This is a genomic window from bacterium (assembly GCA_013360215.1).
Taxonomy (GTDB): domain Bacteria; phylum CLD3; class CLD3; order SB21; family SB21; genus JABWCP01.
Window position 1 is genome coordinate 140,137 of sequence record JABWCP010000004.1, and the last position, 17,772, is coordinate 157,908.

At 41.1% G+C, this 17,772-nt stretch carries 13 protein-coding genes; 8 read left to right on the forward strand and 5 right to left on the reverse strand.

From position 1 onward, the window contains the following. Nucleotides 1-15 precede the first annotated feature (15 nt). The 7 genes from HUU58_04005 to HUU58_04035 all read left to right on the forward strand — a co-directional run bounded on the left by HUU58_04005 (nt 16) and on the right by HUU58_04035 (nt 9,775). Nucleotides 16-879 carry an alpha/beta hydrolase gene (locus HUU58_04005; protein NUN44823.1) on the forward strand — a complete coding sequence of 288 codons (864 nt, stop codon included), beginning with the start codon at nt 16-18 and terminating at the stop codon, nt 877-879. Nucleotides 880-883: 4 nt separating this feature from the next. Next, on the forward strand, nt 884-2,251 hold the full coding sequence (locus HUU58_04010) for an FAD-dependent monooxygenase (protein NUN44824.1): 1,368 nt from the start codon (nt 884-886) through the stop codon (nt 2,249-2,251). 240 nt (nt 2,252-2,491) lie between these two features. Then, nucleotides 2,492-3,175 carry a DUF4386 domain-containing protein gene (locus tag HUU58_04015; protein NUN44825.1) on the forward strand — a complete coding sequence of 228 codons (684 nt, stop codon included), beginning with the start codon at nt 2,492-2,494 and terminating at the stop codon, nt 3,173-3,175. A 108-nt stretch (nt 3,176-3,283) separates the two neighbouring features. Continuing rightward, nucleotides 3,284-3,709, forward strand: a complete 426-nt coding sequence (locus HUU58_04020) for a hypothetical protein (protein ID NUN44826.1) — start codon at nt 3,284-3,286, stop codon at nt 3,707-3,709. A gap of 278 nt (nt 3,710-3,987) precedes the next feature. Further along, nucleotides 3,988-6,090: an elongation factor G gene (fusA, locus tag HUU58_04025; protein ID NUN44827.1), complete on the forward strand. Its 2,103-nt coding sequence runs from the start codon at nt 3,988-3,990 to the stop codon at nt 6,088-6,090. A gap of 424 nt (nt 6,091-6,514) precedes the next feature. Then, nucleotides 6,515-8,851 (forward strand): TonB-dependent receptor, encoded by a 2,337-nt coding sequence (locus HUU58_04030; protein NUN44828.1) that lies wholly within the window; start codon nt 6,515-6,517, stop codon nt 8,849-8,851. 12 nt (nt 8,852-8,863) lie between these two features. Continuing rightward, nucleotides 8,864-9,775: a DUF4249 family protein gene (locus HUU58_04035; protein ID NUN44829.1), complete on the forward strand. Its 912-nt coding sequence runs from the start codon at nt 8,864-8,866 to the stop codon at nt 9,773-9,775. A 39-nt stretch (nt 9,776-9,814) separates the two neighbouring features. Here HUU58_04035 and HUU58_04040 read toward each other — a convergent pair whose 3' ends face one another. Genes HUU58_04040 through HUU58_04060 form a run of 5 tightly spaced genes read right to left on the reverse strand, consistent with a single transcriptional unit; the run spans nt 9,815 to nt 14,585 of the window. Then, nucleotides 9,815-10,813, reverse strand: coding sequence for an ROK family protein (locus HUU58_04040; protein ID NUN44830.1), 999 nt, complete (start codon nt 10,811-10,813; stop codon nt 9,815-9,817). Continuing rightward, nucleotides 10,797-12,353, reverse strand: coding sequence for a GIY-YIG nuclease family protein (locus HUU58_04045; GenBank protein NUN44831.1), 1,557 nt, complete (start codon nt 12,351-12,353; stop codon nt 10,797-10,799). The genes HUU58_04040 and HUU58_04045 overlap by 17 nt, the downstream gene beginning before the upstream one ends. Nucleotides 12,354-12,394: 41 nt before the next feature. After that, entirely contained in the window at nt 12,395-12,928 is a 534-nt protein-coding gene (locus HUU58_04050; protein ID NUN44832.1) for a hypothetical protein, read from the reverse strand. Further along, complete coding sequence (locus tag HUU58_04055; GenBank protein ID NUN44833.1) at nt 12,928-13,530, reverse strand: hypothetical protein; 603 nt, start codon at nt 13,528-13,530, stop codon at nt 12,928-12,930. Before HUU58_04055 ends, HUU58_04050 begins: the two co-directional genes overlap by 1 nt. Further along, nucleotides 13,530-14,585 carry a class I fructose-bisphosphate aldolase gene (locus tag HUU58_04060; protein NUN44834.1) on the reverse strand — a complete coding sequence of 352 codons (1,056 nt, stop codon included), beginning with the start codon at nt 14,583-14,585 and terminating at the stop codon, nt 13,530-13,532. The genes HUU58_04055 and HUU58_04060 overlap by 1 nt, the downstream gene beginning before the upstream one ends. A 156-nt stretch (nt 14,586-14,741) precedes the next feature. On the opposite strand from HUU58_04060, the gene uvrA reads away from it, so the two are divergent. Next, a complete protein-coding gene (gene uvrA / locus HUU58_04065) occupies nt 14,742-17,648 on the forward strand; it encodes an excinuclease ABC subunit UvrA (protein NUN44835.1) in 2,907 nt (968 codons plus the stop codon). Nucleotides 17,649-17,772: the final 124 nt, after the last annotated feature.

Sequence of the window (17,772 nt, forward strand, 5' to 3'; positions counted from 1 at the left end):
AAAGGGCAAATTATTATGAAAAAACTTCTCTATGCAGCGATGTGGGTCATTGTTGTGGTTTTGTCTTGTCGTCAACCGCAAACACATCAACCGTTATCAACGAAAGACGGTGTAACAATAGATTATAGAGTAGTAGGTCAAGGGGATACGACGATCCTGTTTCTTCATGGATGGGGTATAAATCAGACCTACTGGGACCAGCAAGCAGCACATTTTGGTAAAAAATATAAGGCCGTATCTTTAGATTTGCCGGGTTTTGGCAAATCCGGAAAAAATCGCGAAGCTTGGACTATTGAAAATTACGCTGAAGATGTTGCTCACGCAATTAAAACATTGGGACTACAAAATGTTATCCTCGTAGGGCATTCGATGTCAGGTAGTATAGTTGTCGAAACAGCCGTTCGTTTTCCTTCAAACATCATTGGTGTTATCGGAGTGGATAATTTTAAAGATGTTGGCCACATATCTTTACCAGAAGAAAAAGCCGGCTTAGATACTTTTATGCACTATTTAGGCGTAGATTTTGTCGGGACGATCACAGCATCGGCAGAAGGAACATTATATTCAGTCCAAACCGATTCGACGATTCGCAAGCGGATTTTGAATGATGTTATCACCGGAAACGCAATTGTTTCAAAAAAAGTACTGAATGCTGTTTTTTCATATGGTTCAAAAGAAGTTGAGATGTTAAAAAAACTGCCTTATAAACTATTTTTGATAAACAGCGATAATCAGCCGACGGAGACGAGGGTACTTTCACAAATAATCACACATTCATGTGAGGTGTTTACTGTTCATGCGACCAGTCATTACCCGATGATTGAGAATGCAGAAGATTTTAACCGACAATTGGAAACTATCATCTCAAAATTAAAATAATACTATGGGCAACAACATTACCATCGTCGGCGCCGGATTAGCGGGCTCACTATTATCGGTTTACCTAGCGAAGCGGGGTTATACTGTAGATCTATACGAACGGCGACCTGATATGCGTCAAGTCAAAATAAGCGCCGGGCGTTCCATCAATCTCGCTTTATCTACACGAGGTATTCACGCGCTTAAAGAAGTCGGATTATTTGATGAAATCAATAAAATATTAATTCCGATGAAAGGACGAATGATGCATGGTACCGATGGTGCACAAACCTTTGTGCCCTATGGTAAAGATGATACGGAAGTGATCAATTCCGTATCACGAGGCGAACTCAATATGCGATTGATGTCTTTGGCGGAATCGTTTCCCGGCGTGAAAATCCATTTTAATCAGCGTTGCACGGGGATGAATTTTGAAACAGGCGAAGTTTTTTTTACTAATGAATCCAACGGTGAAAAACACAGTATTCTGTCAGAACGTGTTATCGGCACCGATGGATCTGCCTCTGCGCTTCGGTCTGATATGATGCGTTTAAATAGATTTAATTATTCTCAATCCTATCTTGAGCATGCCTACAAAGAGCTAACTATACCTCCATCTAAAGACGGTTCGTTTCGACTTGAGAAAAACGCCTTGCATATTTGGCCACGCAAAACGTTTATGCTTATAGCTTTACCCAATACGGATGCGAGTTTTACATGTACTTTGTTTTTATCGCTGGAAGGGCCGGAAAGTTTTTCAACTTTGGATACACCCGAAAAAGTGACTTTGTTTTTTAAGAAATATTTTCCCGATGCATTAGAGCAAATGCCGGATTTAACGGATCACTTTTTTGAAAACCCGACCAGTTCTCTGATGACGGTCAAAAGTTTCCCGTGGAGCTATGAAGATAAAGTCGTACTTCTGGGTGACGCGTCGCATGCGATTGTTCCTTTTTTTGGTCAAGGGATGAATTGTTCTTTCGAGGACTGTTCTGAACTAAATCGTTTTATAGGCACTTACCCAGGAGATTGGAAAAAGATTTTCAAAGAATTTGAAAAATCGCGCAAACCAAATTCCGATGCGATCGCCAATCTTGCAGTCGAGAATTTTTATGAGATGCGTGACTTGGTCGCTGACCCTCGGTTTTTATTGAAGAAAAAAGTTGAACATATATTAGAGGAAAAATTTCCGGACTATTTTGTTCCTAAATATGCAATGGTTACGTTTCACCGTATTCCGTATTCTGTTGCTATGGAACGAGGAAAAATTCAAGATATTATTTTGGGTGAAATAACTACCGGCATCCATGATCCTCATCATATTGATATCGCCATTGCAGAACATTTGATCAAAACACGATTAACTCCTTGGTCGGATGTAATTAGGCTCTAGGAAATTTTTTAAACTATTAAAGTTTATTGTTTAGCCTAGCATTTTGCCACTTGCCTGTTGTCTTGCTGTTAACATGATTAACAGGAACAACCTCCCATCGTATCACACAAACTTTCGCGCGTTACACAGCGAACTACATTCCTCATTAAAGAACCAATCATTATTTTGAAGGTTTTGGAAAGAAACAAATCTCCAAAAAATCCGTGTAAGATTTTAATTTGATGAAAATGGAGAGAATGTATGAGTACAGCACGCTTGGCCGGATTTTTATATTTAGCGGTAGTGTTGACGGGAATGTTTTCCTTAGCATATGTGCCCTCTGTACTCATTGATTGGAATAATGCCTCGGTTACTTATAACAATATAAAAAGCGCAGAAACGCTATTTCGGTTAGGTATTGTGGCCGGAATAATATGCTACACAGCTTTTGTATTGTTACCGTTTGTACTCTATAAACTACTGAGCCAAGTAAATCAAACATTTGCCGTTGGTATGGTGGTGTTATCTACGGTAAGCGCCCCCTTTTCTCTCGTAAATCTTTTGTATAAGGTCAACGTCTTAACCCTGATTGCAAATTCAGCAAATTTATCCGGCTCTGATCTGGAAAAAACGCAAGACCAGATTATGTTACTGCTTAGCTACTATGGTAACGGAATACAAATCGTTTCTATCTTTTGGGGATTATGGCTTTTTCCATTTGGGTATTTGGTTTTTAAGTCCGGTTTTCTTCCGAAAATCCTTGGTGTTTTTCTAATGGCGGGTTGTTTTGGATACCTTATCAATTTTACTGGCCGCTTTCTGTATCCAAATTATCCCAGTTTGGGAATTGGCGGATATGTTTCACTTCCGGCGACTATCGGAGAGATAGGAATATGCCTTTGGTTGTTGATTGGCGGGATCAAAACGCAAACAGCATCAGAATGAATATTCAGACGTTCTTAAACCTTTATTAAATCATGATAACGCGTTTATTTGAAAAGATATCTATAAATAAAAACAACAATTCAAATCTAAAGCGATGAAGTTGAAACAATGATCAATACAAAAGAAAACGATATCAATATCAGATTTAAACTTACAGCATTGTGGACATCCGTAACCCTTTGTTACTTGTATTGTGATTATTTTCAGTTGTACGCGCCAGAAAAAGTCAAAGGTCTCATGAGCGGTCAAAATATGCTTGATAGTCCAGCAAAGCTATTAACAGCAGCTGTGATGATGGCCGTTCCGGCTTGTATGGTATTTCTAAATCTTGTTTTGTCGGATCGGCTTTTGAAGGTTTTGAATATTGTTTTCGGTTCTTTTTTTACTCTGATCATGCTTCTTATTATACCGGCTATACTAAAACCTTGGTATGCGTTTTATGTGTTTTATGCTGTGCTGGAAATCGTCATTACAATATTTATTGTTCGAATGGCATGGAAGTGGGATATCAACAAACTGGCTAAAGTAAATTGACGCTGAATTCAAAAAAATATTTCAAATCTATTTTTTGGTTGGTTTAATTTTAAAATATCCCACCTACTTTTGAATCAATTCTAGTGAGTCTCTTTCAATAGGATTTGATCGATTCTTGAAATTGATACATCAAGATCGGTTAAATGTTTGTCAATATCTTCGATCTTTGACTTTAGTCATACTTTTTATAGATTTTAGTGCTTTCCTTTTACAGGCTTTTGATATTGTCCTTTCGCATTAGAGCCGAAATTGTACACCACTTTTAGGAGATATGCGGTATGAAGACCTTCACGCCTGATAAGATTCGTAATATTTGTTTGGCATCTCACAGCGGCACAGGTAAAACGACGTTGGCTGAAGCAATGTTGTTTGTATCGGGCACCAAAAAACGATTTGGTAGTGTGGATGAGGGCTCGACATCCAGTGATTTTCACCCGGATGAAATCGAACGTAAATTTTCTATCAATACGTCTTTAATGCATTGCGAATGGAAAGGTCATAAGATTAATATTCTAGATACGCCGGGTTATGCTGATTTTCGAGGTGAAGTGCGATCGGCTATGCGTGTTGCCGACATGGTGATTATACCTATACGTGCGACGGCCATGCTGGACGTCGGTGCAGAAGTCGCATGGAACTATGCTGAAGAACATAACCTGCCTGTGATTTTTTGTGTAAACGAACTGGATAAAGAAAATTCCAATTTTGATCAGACTTTTGATGTTTTGATGGAACGTTTCGGTGACGGGCGGCATATTGTAGAGGTTGGTTTTCCTATCGGCGAGGGACGTCCTGATTTTAATAAAATTTTTGACATCATCAGCATGAAGTTGCTGAAATTTGAATTGGATAAAACCGGTAATTATGAAGCTCTGGATGTTCCGAGCGAATTCAAAGAACGATTAAATAAACTGCATGAAATTCTTATCGAAGATGCGGCCGAGAGTGAAGAAGAATTTATGGAGGATTTTTTTGCAACCGGGACGCTGACAGACGAAGAGTTCAAAAAAGGATTACGCGAAGGTATTCAGGGCAGAAAAATCGTTCCTGTATTTTGTACTGATGGCATTAATTCAGTTGGTATCAAACCGTTATTGGATTTTATAGTGGATTATTGCCCTTCTCCGGCAGACATGCCTTCCGCTAACGGTCGCACCAATACCAATGCTCAGGAGCAACGTCCTAATAAATCAGATGCTCCTTTTTCAGCGTTAGTTTTTAAAACAATTAGTGAAAACCATGTCGGTGAACTTTCTCTTTTCCGTGTATATTCCGGTACGGTCAAGTCGGGTGACGATGTACTCAATGCCAGTAAAAATGTAACTGAACGCATCGGGCAAGTTTTTTTACTAAACGGAAAAGAGCGTGAAGACGCCGGACAGGTGGGTGCGGGCGATATAGCTGCGCTTGTAAAACTGAAAGATACCCATACCAATAATACGTTGTGTGATAAGTCCAAACCTATCGTTTACGGAGAAATTGCATTTCCGGATCCGGTAATTACTTTTGGTATTGTGCCAAAAGGTAAAGCCGATGAAACCAAAATAAGTCAGGGTTTACATACACTTCACGAAGAAGACCCGGCATTTCTTTATACCTACGACGTTGAAACGCAACAAAGTACGGTCAGTGGCCAAGGCGAAATGCATTTGACGATCATTACCCGACGATTGAAAGAACGTTTTGGTGTCGAGGTGGATTTGGTTGACCCGAAGATTCCTTATAAAGAAACCATTCGGGGGGCAGTCAAAGACGCTGAATTTAAACATAAAAAACAATCCGGTGGTCGCGGCCAATACGGGCATGTACATATCAAACTTTCACCCAAACAACGCGGTAGCGGGTTTGAGTTTATTGATGAAGTGGTTGGTGGTGTTGTGCCGGGGCGTTTTATCCCGGCGGTAGAAAAAGGTGTGGTCGAAGCAATGACCGGAGGTGTCGTGGCGGGTTACCCGGTCGTGGATGTAGCGGTTACTTTGTATGATGGTTCATATCACGATGTAGATTCTGATGAACTTTCCTTCAAAATTGCAGGTGCTCAAGCATTTAGAAAGGGTTTCAAAGAAGGTCATCCGATTATTTTAGAGCCGATATATGAGGTGGAGATAACCATTCCTGAAGAATATCTTGGTGCGATTATGGGTGACATTTCTTCACGTAGGGGGCAAATTTTGGGAATGGAAGCTGACGGCCACTTCCAGATCGTCAAAGCGCAATTACCTTTAGCAGAAATCCTTAAATATGCGACAATATTGCGCTCTATGACTAGTGGTCGTGGTATGTTCCGTAAAAAATTTGACCATTACGCCGAAGTTCCTCATGAACAGGCCGCTAAACTTATGAAAGAGTATGAGGAACGTAAAGCAGCCGGAAACGGGTAAATATTTATAATCAGTATAGTATCCAAAGCCGCATCAGAAGTATCAATTTATATTGCTTTCTTTGTGATATATAATTAGAGATATTTCTGAGGCGGCTTCTTGTCTTTACAAGATAAGTATCGGGTTTATTGATTTAAATCAATGAATAATGATAGTTTTAACCCGATCTTCAACTTGATATTGAAAATCGGCATCAAAAAAGATTTTTTTTAGCAAGTGTTGATAAGAACATATCAATTTTTGATTTACCTTTTATTGTTTGTTTGTATTTCTGTCGTATCGTAATAACTCGATAATTGACGAAACTTAAAAGACATAATAACGTGTAAGTAGCAGGTTTTTGCGAAGTTCTTTATCTCATTTTGAATGTAAAACCCATTTAATCATTTTTATTTTGTATAAAGTTAAATTGTTTAGGAGTCCAATGTTACGTTGTATTACTATCTTATGGATAATCGGATATTTTCATTCGGGAACAGTATCATCTCAGGAATATGGTTCGATCAATGGTTTTGTATATGATGCAGCCAATGGGGAGGCTGTGATCGGTGCTAATGTTTTTATCAATGGAACCAAATTAGGCGCCGTAACCAACCTCAACGGATATTATGTTATTCCCAAGGTTCCTGCCGGCATCTATTTATTAGTCGTTCAATCTTTGGGTTACAAAGACTACACGCAAAAGATCACAGTCAAACCCGGTGACAAACTTCGTGTAAATACTCAGATTCATGGCGAAGATATTCAGGGCGAAGAAATAGTGGTTACGGCCGACTCTATACCTACCATTATGAAGTTATTTGAGGAGCCTATTTCACGAATCGAGTTAACCGGTACACAAATCAATCAAATCCCGCAAGTCGCCGAATCGGATCTTTTGAGGTCTTTACAGACCTTGCCCGGTATCCTTCCAGTATCCGACTTTTCATCCGAACTTTATGTTCGAGGGGGGACGCCGGATCAAAATTTATATTTATTGGATGGTACGGATGTATATAACCCGGAACATGCCTTTGGTTTGTTTTCAACCTTTAATACCGATGCGATCAAACAAGTGCAGATTTCAAAAGGCGGGTTCGGTGCAGAATATGGCGGGCGATTATCATCCATACTTAATGTTACAAACCTTGATGGAAACCGAAAAGAATTTGAAGGTAGTGCCGGTATTAGCCTGCTTTCTGCAAAAACGACGCTTCAAATGCCGATTGGTAATTTTGGATCAGTATCCGCTTCCATACGGAGAACATATTTTGACAAAACACTTGGTCAGGCTATTGATGAAATCCCCAACTACTACTTTTATGATGGTAATATCAAAGCCTTTTTTGAACTGGATAGCCGAAACACGCTTACGATAAGCACCTACGGTGGACGGGATGTTCTCAATTTTAATTTTAATGAAAACGCCGAAGATAAGTCGGGTATAGATTATGACTGGGGCAATAAAACCGGCAGCATCCGTTGGACACGGGTATTTAATCCCAATTGGTTTGGCAATTTTTGGGTCACAGGGAGTGTGTTTAGTTCACAATTTCATCTTGATGAGATTGTAGATGAAGACAACTTTATAAGTGATATCACAATAAAGGGGAATATCGAATACCATCAATCCAAACAATTCATATATAAACTGGGTTTCGAGCAAAAAACCATGCACGGGAAATATCAGCAAGATTTTCCCAACGGTGCTGTAGATGTAGATGCGCATCGCTATCTCTATACGATGTATGGCCAGACCAACTGGCGACCCAATGAAGATTGGGATATCGAAGCGGGTCTAAGGTATGATTATTTTGATTCACCCAGAGATTATCAGTTTATAGATCCGCGTTTGGCGGCTAAATATCGTATTAATGAAACGACGAACCTCAAAGCGTCGGCCGGTCGTTATCATCAGTACGTGCATCGCATACCGAGAACTTTTTTTGCCAGTATATGGACGACCACCGATCAATATCAAAAAGCATCGGAGGCATACCACTTTATAACCGGGTTTGAAAAAACATTTGACGATGTTTATCAGGTTGAAATAGAGACCTATTATAAAAAATATAATAGTATTTATACGCTTAACCGTTTTCTGGTGACGGATATGAAGCCGTCTTATTATGATGAACAAGGCAACCCTATTTTTACGAATACCAACGGTATTTTTAATCACGGAAACGGTAATTCGATCGGGCTTGAATTGATGCTTAGAAAAGACGTCGGTGCTTTCACTGGATGGGTGGGGTATTCGCTGGCCAGAACGGAATATAATGTGGAAGGAAAAAATCACGGTCAGTCTTTTACACCACGACATGACCGTACACATACGATCAATGCGGTTGGAAACTTAGACATTCGTAACGGTATTAGAGTGATCCGGGGTCTTGAGGCTACCAAAGCAAACAGTCGGTGGACTCTCGGTTTTAATTTTATTTATTCGTCCGGGCAACCTATAACCCGCCCAGGCTCGCTTTATGTCATAACCCCGACGCCGGACAACGGTAATCCTGTTATTATTGAATATCCGGATGATATAAATAATTACCGTTTGCCCTATTATGCACGTTTGGACGTGAGTTTGACCTATGAAAAACAGTTTAAATCGTGGTCTATCGCTCCGTATTTGCAAATTTATAACATCGGAAACCGAAAAAATGTTTGGTTTATAGACTATCCTTATGAAATAAAAGAGGGCGGCACGATAAAACCAAAAGTAAAAACAACCTCCATGTTTCCCATGCTTCCCAGCATCGGTATCAATTTTACATTTTAAGAAAGTATAGATATGAATAAGCTTAAGTTTTTATTTTATATACCCTTATTTCTGATTACGGCTTGTGGTGAGAGTAAAGTTTCAATAGATAACATCAATTATAAACCTAAGATCGTTATCCGGGGGTTGATTTTTCCGGGGCAACCTGTTTCCGGTATAAGTATAACTCGCAACCTGCCAATACGTGAACAACAATTGACATTGGATCAACTCATCATCGCAGATGCCAAAGTCGTAATCACAAACCTATCGTCCACGGTTACGGATACACTCGTATTTGATCCGATTACGGCGACTTATTACGATCCGGAACACAATTTTTCTATTCAACATAATACAAGCTATAAGCTTGTCGTAGCAGCTCAGATAGACGGCAAAAATTTGAACGCGACCTCGGTAACGAAAGTTCCGCAGCAAGGTTTTTATATCATCGAAGAAAGTTCTCTATTAGACAGTTTGTACTATCGTGAGAGGGATGAAAAAGACAGTATCCGCACATTTACAGTTCGTTTTGAGCGATCCGTCAATGCAGAAACTTATCTTATGTCTATGAATGCCTTAGATGCGGATACTTCTACATACGTTTATTCGCCGGTAAACCCTTATTCCGATCTAAAACCTTCGGATGTTTTGAAAGATCTGGATGATTTTAAATATTCTACCCAATGGAGCTCACTTTTTGAAAACCAACCCGGTCAATCAGAAATGAGCGTATTTTGGTTTTTCCTATCGTTTTACGGGAGATATCAGATGGTCGTGTATGCAGCGGATGAGAATTATTCAGATTTTATCAACACCTACGATCAGGTACAAGATATTGATGGTAACTACGATGAACCGGTGTTTCATATTGACGGAGATGGGATTGGAGTGTTTGGTTCGGCTATTGCTGATACGGTATATTTTAAAGTATTGAAGCCATAAGATAGTGGGTATATATAGAAAAATAGATACTTAGGATTGTTACTTGGAGCGATTTTTATATAACACATAATATCCTGCGCCCAATAAACCGGCTGTATTTCCTAACTTTGCCCGTACTATTTGTAGCTTTGGCTTAATAGGTTTCATAACTCTTTTGATGACTTCATTATGAATACGGCTTACAAACACATCGCCGGCTTCCGATAGACCTCCGCCGATGATAATTATATCGGGGTTGAGAACATGAACTATGCTCGACAACCCGGCTCCGAGATAAAAAACCATTTGTTCTACAATGTTTAGGCAAAGCGGGTCGTTCTTTTGAGCAAAATCAAAAATAGTCTTCGGGGTAATATTTTCTACCGAGGAGAGCACGGACTTATCGCCACGAGCAATAGCAGATAAAGCCTCTTTCACGATATATTTACCGCCTGCATATTGCTCCAAACATCCTTGGTTACCGCAACCACATGGGCGGCCGTGTGCTTCGACGATCGTATGACCCAATTCTGCACCATTGTATGAGGAGCCGTGAAATATATTTCCGTTTATGATAATTCCACCGCCAACACCCGTTCCTAACGTAATACCTACGACCAATTTATAGTGTTTTCCCTCTCCAAGCATCGCTTCGCCGAATGCCATAAAATTGGCATCATTATCAGCAAAAACAGGAAGGTTCATTTTTTGTGAAATATATTCAGCAATCGGTGCATTTTCCCAATCGGGGAGATGCGGAGTGGGTCCAAGCGAAATCCCCCGGTCGCTGTCAATAGTTCCAGGACATCCCACTCCAATTCCTTCGACTTCAAATGATTCTTTCCTACCGAACATCACACATTCATAAGCCGCATCCACCATGGTTTGCAGTATATGGTCGCGTCCGTGATCGGCAAATACAGGTATTACATTTTGATAGATGACCTCGCCGCGATCGGAGACGATGCCATATTTTAGGTTGGTGCCACCTAAGTCCAAACCTACCGCATAGCGGCGCGGTTTGTCTTCATGTAACAATCGGTCATTGAGCGAAATCATATTGCCGGATAGGAATAATGCTGAGTTTGTGCCGGTGTGTGCGTACAAAACGTTGTATAGTCATGCGTTCATCTAAAACTTCGGGAGTTTCGATCAAACCGTTTGTTGATATCGTCGACAGAGTTTCAAGTAGGTTGGGGTTTTCAAGTTCCTCGCCGTGTAATACCTTAGACAAAAGGCCGTTATGAATGAAATAACCGACACGATCTTCCTTTTGGATTAACAAAAACTTTTCATCAAAAGCATCCGGATTATCATCCATATGTCTTCGAACACGCCGTAATGCTTTTCTGAACTCAACCAATTGTGGGGAGCGGGCATCACGTGACTTTAAAAAGGAATCGATGTTTTCTTTACTTTCGATACGAATGTATTCAGCGAGGACGGCCATGGCATCTTCGACTTGTTCACGGTATTCTTCGGCGGAGATGGCTTCACCGCAAGCGCCGCTGCACTGCCGGAGCTGGTGCGCAAAACAAAATCCTTTCGGTGAACGCCGTTCCTTCATTAATTCAGGGCATAAACGATAGTGCCTTTGCAGTTTGCGCAACATATGATCAAGAAACTTACCGGAGCGAAACGGTCCTATATAATGACCGCCGTCCGCTTTTTTTTCTGCTACCTGAAAAACTCTCGGATATGGATCCGGCGTTACTTTGATGAATAAGTACCCTTTTCGGGCACGTTGCTGGATATTATAAGGCGGTTGATGTTGTTTGATAAGACGGGATTCTAATATGAGTGCTTCGAGTTCGGAGGAACATGGAGTAAAGTCAAAATGATCGGTATATTTCATCAACCGACGTTTTCGAGGAATGTCAAATTCACGTACATGGCCGAGAATACGTGAGCGTATGTGGTTACTTTTACCGATATATAGCGGCAAATCATGTGTATCTTTGAACATGTACACGCCGCGCACGTTGGGGAGTTTGAATAACTCGTGTTCTAAACGCTCCAGCTGCTTATCCCGGCGGTCAAATTGTTCGGCGTATTTTGAAAAAATCTCTTCGGCGTTAGGCATTTTAAGAAACCGTATCAACGCTTCTGCTGTTGCTTGCGCGTCATCTAGAGCCCGGTGCCTTGCTTTGACCGGTATTTGAAAATATTCTATCAAAGCGCCGAGATTATGTTTGGTATTTTGGGGAAGCATTTTTCGAGAGAGGTTTACCGTACAAAACCGATCTTTGTAAAAATATTTACCGAGGCGTTCTAATTCCGACTTGATAAAGGCATAATCAAAATGCACATGATGTGCGACAAAATAATGCCCTTCCATCATCGCCTCGACTTTATGGGCGATGTCCGCAAATACCGGTGCACTTGAAACGTCACGATCGGTTAATCCGGTGAGTTTGGTAATAAACGGAGGAATCGGAATGGGCGGTTTAACTAAAGAATGGAACGTATCCGTAATTTTGAAATCACGTACATTGACAATGCCGATCTCAATCACATAGCCGATGGAGCTTTTATCACCGGTTGTTTCGACATCAACGACGGAAAAACCTGCCGAAAGATCAAATAATGAAGACGGCATAACAAAGGGAACTCAGGCGAACGTGTGTTAAAACGTTCAGGTTATTGGATTTTTTGACGAGAGCGAACTATATATCGTGTTGAATAAACAGATTCGGCCGTTTCTTTGGGAAAACGCAACTTAAGATCAATGGAACCGTTATCCAATTCATAACAATCTCCGTCGCAATACGATTCGCGGTCATTTTCGATATCATCGGCGTCCACGGCAAGTACGGTATCACCATCATTTTGGATGTATCGAGCTACGACAGAATAGTATTCTTCAGTTGGTAATTGATAGCTAAATGTATTTTCATAAACAAATTTTTCAAATAAAATATCTTTGTTATCGAAATCACCGCGGAAAATACGAATTAACACGGAATCGTTTTTTTGGTTAATTGTCAGATTAATATTCAAATAGCCATACGAATATTTAGTTTCATGACAATCCGAAGGCTTAGGATCACAATCGTTATCGTCGTTTTCATCATCCATTAACTCATCACAACCACTGAGTAACCAAATACCACTCAATAAAACAGAAAAAAACAAAATAAAACGCAGTGAAAAAATTTTTCGGTTAACCGGCATTAGAATTGTCCTCCCAAAGCTGCATAGAAACGAAGACCGGGTATTGTGCGCATATTCATGTATTGTAAACCCGATCGGATAAAAACAAATCTGGAAAATTTATGAGAAAAACCGGCTTGAACCACGGGTGTCCAACCTTCTTTTTTTTCTAATTTATGTCCGTCAATAATACCAGAGCTTGTACCCCGATAATCAATAAAAGTCACGCCGATACCGGCACCAATAAAAAGGTCAAGCTTATTATTAATCCAGAATTTTTTATCCAAACCGCCGGCAATAACGTAGCGATATTCTTTGGCTTGAAAATAAAAACGAGGCCCGGCCTTTACTAAGACAGCTTTTCCATAAGGGCGACCATAAAACGAACCGAAAACGCCTAAAAATTGATTACCGTTGATATTATGACGGTAGGTTCCGCCCAAAGCAAGATCGCCGTAGTTTTTACCGCCAAAACCAGGTAAACGGAAGGGCATTTCAAAATACGCCGAATGTTTGGCGCGGTTTTCGTATGACATCGCTCCGCCGCGATCAAACTGTGCGCGGAGGCCGGATGGATACCCCAAAAAAAACAAAAAAGAGAATAGAATAATTTTTTTCATCATCAAGCAATTGTTATTTCTTTGGTCGTATATACATCTTGGATAGCATTAAGTAAACGTACACCATCTCCCATTGGTTTTTGGAATGCTTTGCGACCGGAAATAAGCCCCATACCGCCGGCCCGTTTATTGATAACTGCTGTTTTTACAGCTTCTGCTAAATCACTGGCACCTTTGGATTCGCCACCCGAATTGATAAGTCCTGCACGGCCCATATAACAATTGGCCACTTGATAACGCGTTAAATCAATAGCGTTTTCCGTTGTAAGTTCATCATAAACTTTTTTGTGCGTTTTGCCGAATTTTAAAGCTTCATAACCGCCGTTATTGGTCGGAAGTTTTTGTTTGATAATATCGGCTTGGATTGTAACACCAAGATGATTGGCTTGTCCTGTAAGATCAGCGGAGGTATGAAAATCTTTTTCAGAAGTTTTGAATGCGTTGTTACGCGTATAGCACCACAAAATAGTAGCCATTCCAAGTTCATGTGCGTACGCAAAAGCTTCGCTGACTTCCTGTATTTGGCGTGTGGATTCGGCAGAACCAAAATAAATCGTGGCACCGACAGCGATCGCGCCCATGTCCCAGGCCTGCTTGACGGAACCGAACATGATCTGATCGTATTTGTTGGGATAAGATAAAAATTCGTTATGATTGATTTTTACGATAAAAGGGATTTTATGCGCATACTTGCGTGCGCAAGCGCCCAGTACACCATAGGTTGAAGCGACGGCGTTGCAACCACCTTCTACGGCGAGTTTGACGATATTTTCAGGATCAAAATAAATCGGGTTGGGAGCAAAAGAAGCGCCGGCTGAGTGCTCAATGCCTTGGTCAACAGGAAGGATGGATAAATAACCCGTTCCGGCTAAACGTCCTGTGCCAAATAACGACTGTAAACTGCGCAATACCTGAGGATGGCGGTCGCTATGGATAAAAATACGATCTACAAAATCCGGACCGGGAATGTGAATCTGATCTTTTTTGATGCCTTTACATTCATATTTCAAAAGTGCATCCGCCTCTGCGCCTAAGAGTTCCTGAATGGTTTTAAGCATAAATCTCTCCCGATATTTTAAATTGAACAAATATTATTCTTATTAAAAACGAAGAAACTTAACCAAATTTATAAGCCCATTCAATGAGAATTTTGTGGCGAAGTAGTAAAAAACTGCCTTATATTGCCGCCCTGACTAACTCAGCTATAGTGAAAAATGAAACTAAACGACGATACTCAGCTCACTTTGGATTACGAAAAAAAACCTACCCGATCTGAATCGGATCTATTTAAAGAAACGATCATCGTTCGCGGTGCGCGAGTCCACAATCTTAAAAATGTCGATTTGGAGATTCCGCGTAACAAACTTACGGTTATTACCGGTTTATCGGGTTCCGGTAAATCCTCGTTAGCGTTTGATACGATTTTTGCCGAAGGCCAGCGTCGATATGTCGAATCTCTTTCCGCGTATGCCCGTCAATTTCTCAATATGATGGAAAAACCGGATGTGGATCTCGTAGATGGCCTGAGCCCGGCGATCAGCATCGAACAAAAAACGGCTAGCCGCAATCCACGTTCTACCGTGGGTACGGTTACGGAAATCTATGATTATTTGCGATTGTTGTATGCCAAAGTTGGCGTGCCGTATTGTTATAATTGCGGACGTGAAGTAAAGAAACAAACGCGCGATCAAATCATCGAAGCAATTCTCAAAATGAAAAAAGGTGCACGGATTCAGATTTTAGCACCGGTCGTGCGAGGCCGTAAAGGTCACTATCAGGAACTGTTTGAGAAATTACGCAAAAGCGGATTCGTACGCGTTCGAATAGACGGAGAAATCCGCGAATTGGAAGAAGTAGATAAAGTTTCACGTTATCAGATACACAACATCGAAGTCGTGATAGATCGGCTTGAGTTACCGGAAAAAGCGGATCAACGTCTTATAGATTCTGTGGAACAGGCGCTCGAAATCGGTGAAGGTGTATTGATAGTTGTTTCCGGTGAAGGCAAAAAAAATAGCGATGTAACTTACAGTCAACATCTGGCGTGTCTGCACTGTGCGATCAGTTATGATGAGCCTTTTCCCAAGGCTTTTTCTTTCAATAGCCCGTTTGGCGCTTGTCCGGCGTGTGAAGGTCTCGGTGTAATTCGTGAAATCGATGAAAGCCTCATTATACCCGATAGAGCAAAAACGGTCAATGAAGGTGCCATCGCTCCGTATGATAATCCGAAAGCCGATACATGGTTTTACCTTCAGATGAAAAAAATATTAGAGATGAACGGTGCTGATTTTGATACGCCGATTCATAAGCTGCCAAAAAAAGCGTACGAAATGTTGATGGAAGGTACCGGAAAAACGAAACATGCGTTTTATTATTATTCAGGCAATAAAAAGAAAAACTACAACGGAACGTACAAAGGCATAAAAGGTATTATTCGTCACTTTTTTAGCGATACCTCGTCGGAGCAAATTCGCGAATGGGCTGAAGGTTTTATGAGTGAAAAAGTATGTCCTTCATGCCTCGGTGGCCGTCTCAAAAAAGAAGCTCTTTCGTATCGCATCGGCGATAAAAATATTCATGACTCCGTTCATATGTCGGTTCAGCGATGCGCTGATTTTTTTGGTAAATACCGTATTGATCCGCGCATACAAAAGATCGGGGAACCGATACTCAAAGAGATCAATGAACGGCTTGGTTTTTTGCTCAAAGTCGGTTTGGATTATCTGACGCTTGATCGCAGTGCGCGTACGCTTTCCGGCGGTGAATCGCAGCGTATTCGTTTGGCTACACAAGTCGGTTCACAACTTGTTGGTGTTTTATATATTCTCGACGAACCCAGTATCGGTTTACATCAACGCGATAATGAAAAACTGATACAAGCTTTGACGGATTTACGCGATCTTGGTAATACGGTTATCGTCGTCGAGCATGATCGTGATACGATGGAGCACGCCGATTTTTTGGTTGATCTCGGGCCGGGGGCAGGTCGGCTTGGCGGAAAAATCGTTGCGGCCGGTGCGCCGGGTGATTTCGCACGTTTTGATTCCGTTACGGCAAAATATATTCGCAATGAAGCGCGTATAGAAGTGCCGTCGGTGCGACGCGAGGGCAATGGCAAAGTTCTCACGTTGAAAAACGCGAGCGGAAATAATCTGAAAAACGTAGATCTGCATATTCCACTCGGAAAACTTGTGTGTGTGACCGGTGTTAGCGGATCGGGCAAAAGTTCGCTTATCAACGAAACTTTTTATCGTGTGCTGGCACGTCATTTTTATAAAGCTAAAGATGCACCGCTGCCATACAAATCTATCAAAGGTTTAGATCATATTGACAAAGTCATAGATATTGATCAGTCGCCGATCGGGCGAACACCGCGCAGCAATCCGGCAACATATACCAATCTTTTTAGTTTAATCCGTGATTTGTATGCCGGTTTGCCAGAAGCTAAAGTGCGTGGTTACAAAGTAGGACGTTTTAGTTTTAATGTGACAGGCGGACGGTGCGAAGAGTGTCAGGGTGCCGGATTGAAAAAAATCGAAATGAATTTTTTGCCCGATGTATATGTACCCTGCGAAACATGTGAAGGCAAACGGTACAATCGCGAAACTTTGGAAATCCGCTATAAAGGGAAAAGCATATCCGAAGTTTTGGAAATGACAGTTGCTGAAGCGCTGGATTTTTTTGATGCTGTACCACCCATCAAGCGTAAGATACAAACACTGCACGACGTCGGATTGGATTATATTCATCTCGGTCAGCAAGCCACGACACTTTCCGGCGGAGAAGCGCAGCGGGTTAAGTTGGCAGAAGAGCTCTCCAAATCCAGCACCGGAAAAACACTTTATATTCTTGATGAACCGACTACGGGGCTTCATTTTGAAGATATCAAAATGTTGATGAATGTGCTCGGCCAGCTTGTCGATAAAGGCAATACCGTGGTGATCATCGAGCATAACCTCGATGTGATCAAATGTGCGGATTGGGTGATCGATATAGGACCGGAAGGCGGCGACGGCGGAGGTAATATCGTCGGCGAAGGAACACCGGAGGAAATTGCCAAAATCAAAGATTCTTATACCGGCAAGTTTTTGAAGCAGGAATTGCGGCGATTTAGGAATTAAAAATTGATTGGTTGGTATATAATGTTTAGATTCGCCCATACTTAGAAAAAAGTTTATTTTAATAAAGCATAAGTCGGATTACGTCCTTGGAAGATCTTCTTTACCGAATCGAAAAAGACAATAC

Bases quoted from the DNA above. Each gene is read 5' to 3' on its own strand.
- HUU58_04050 (NUN44832.1), bottom strand. From the start codon at position 12,928: ATGCCGGTTAACCGAAAAATTTTTTCACTGCGTTTTATTTTGTTTTTT.
- HUU58_04005 (NUN44823.1), top strand. From the start codon at position 16: ATGAAAAAACTTCTCTATGCAGCGATGTGGGTCATTGTTGTGGTTTTG.
- HUU58_04040 (NUN44830.1), bottom strand. From the start codon at position 10,813: ATGATTTCGCTCAATGACCGATTGTTACATGAAGACAAACCGCGCCGC.
- uvrA (NUN44835.1), top strand. From the start codon at position 14,742: ATGAAACTAAACGACGATACTCAGCTCACTTTGGATTACGAAAAAAAA.
- HUU58_04015 (NUN44825.1), top strand. From the start codon at position 2,492: ATGAGTACAGCACGCTTGGCCGGATTTTTATATTTAGCGGTAGTGTTG.
- fusA (NUN44827.1), top strand. From the start codon at position 3,988: ATGAAGACCTTCACGCCTGATAAGATTCGTAATATTTGTTTGGCATCT.
- HUU58_04055 (NUN44833.1), bottom strand. From the start codon at position 13,530: ATGATGAAAAAAATTATTCTATTCTCTTTTTTGTTTTTTTTGGGGTAT.
- HUU58_04010 (NUN44824.1), top strand. From the start codon at position 884: ATGGGCAACAACATTACCATCGTCGGCGCCGGATTAGCGGGCTCACTA.
- HUU58_04020 (NUN44826.1), top strand. From the start codon at position 3,284: ATGATCAATACAAAAGAAAACGATATCAATATCAGATTTAAACTTACA.
- HUU58_04030 (NUN44828.1), top strand. From the start codon at position 6,515: ATGTTACGTTGTATTACTATCTTATGGATAATCGGATATTTTCATTCG.
- HUU58_04035 (NUN44829.1), top strand. From the start codon at position 8,864: ATGAATAAGCTTAAGTTTTTATTTTATATACCCTTATTTCTGATTACG.
- HUU58_04060 (NUN44834.1), bottom strand. From the start codon at position 14,585: ATGCTTAAAACCATTCAGGAACTCTTAGGCGCAGAGGCGGATGCACTT.
- HUU58_04045 (NUN44831.1), bottom strand. From the start codon at position 12,353: ATGCCGTCTTCATTATTTGATCTTTCGGCAGGTTTTTCCGTCGTTGAT.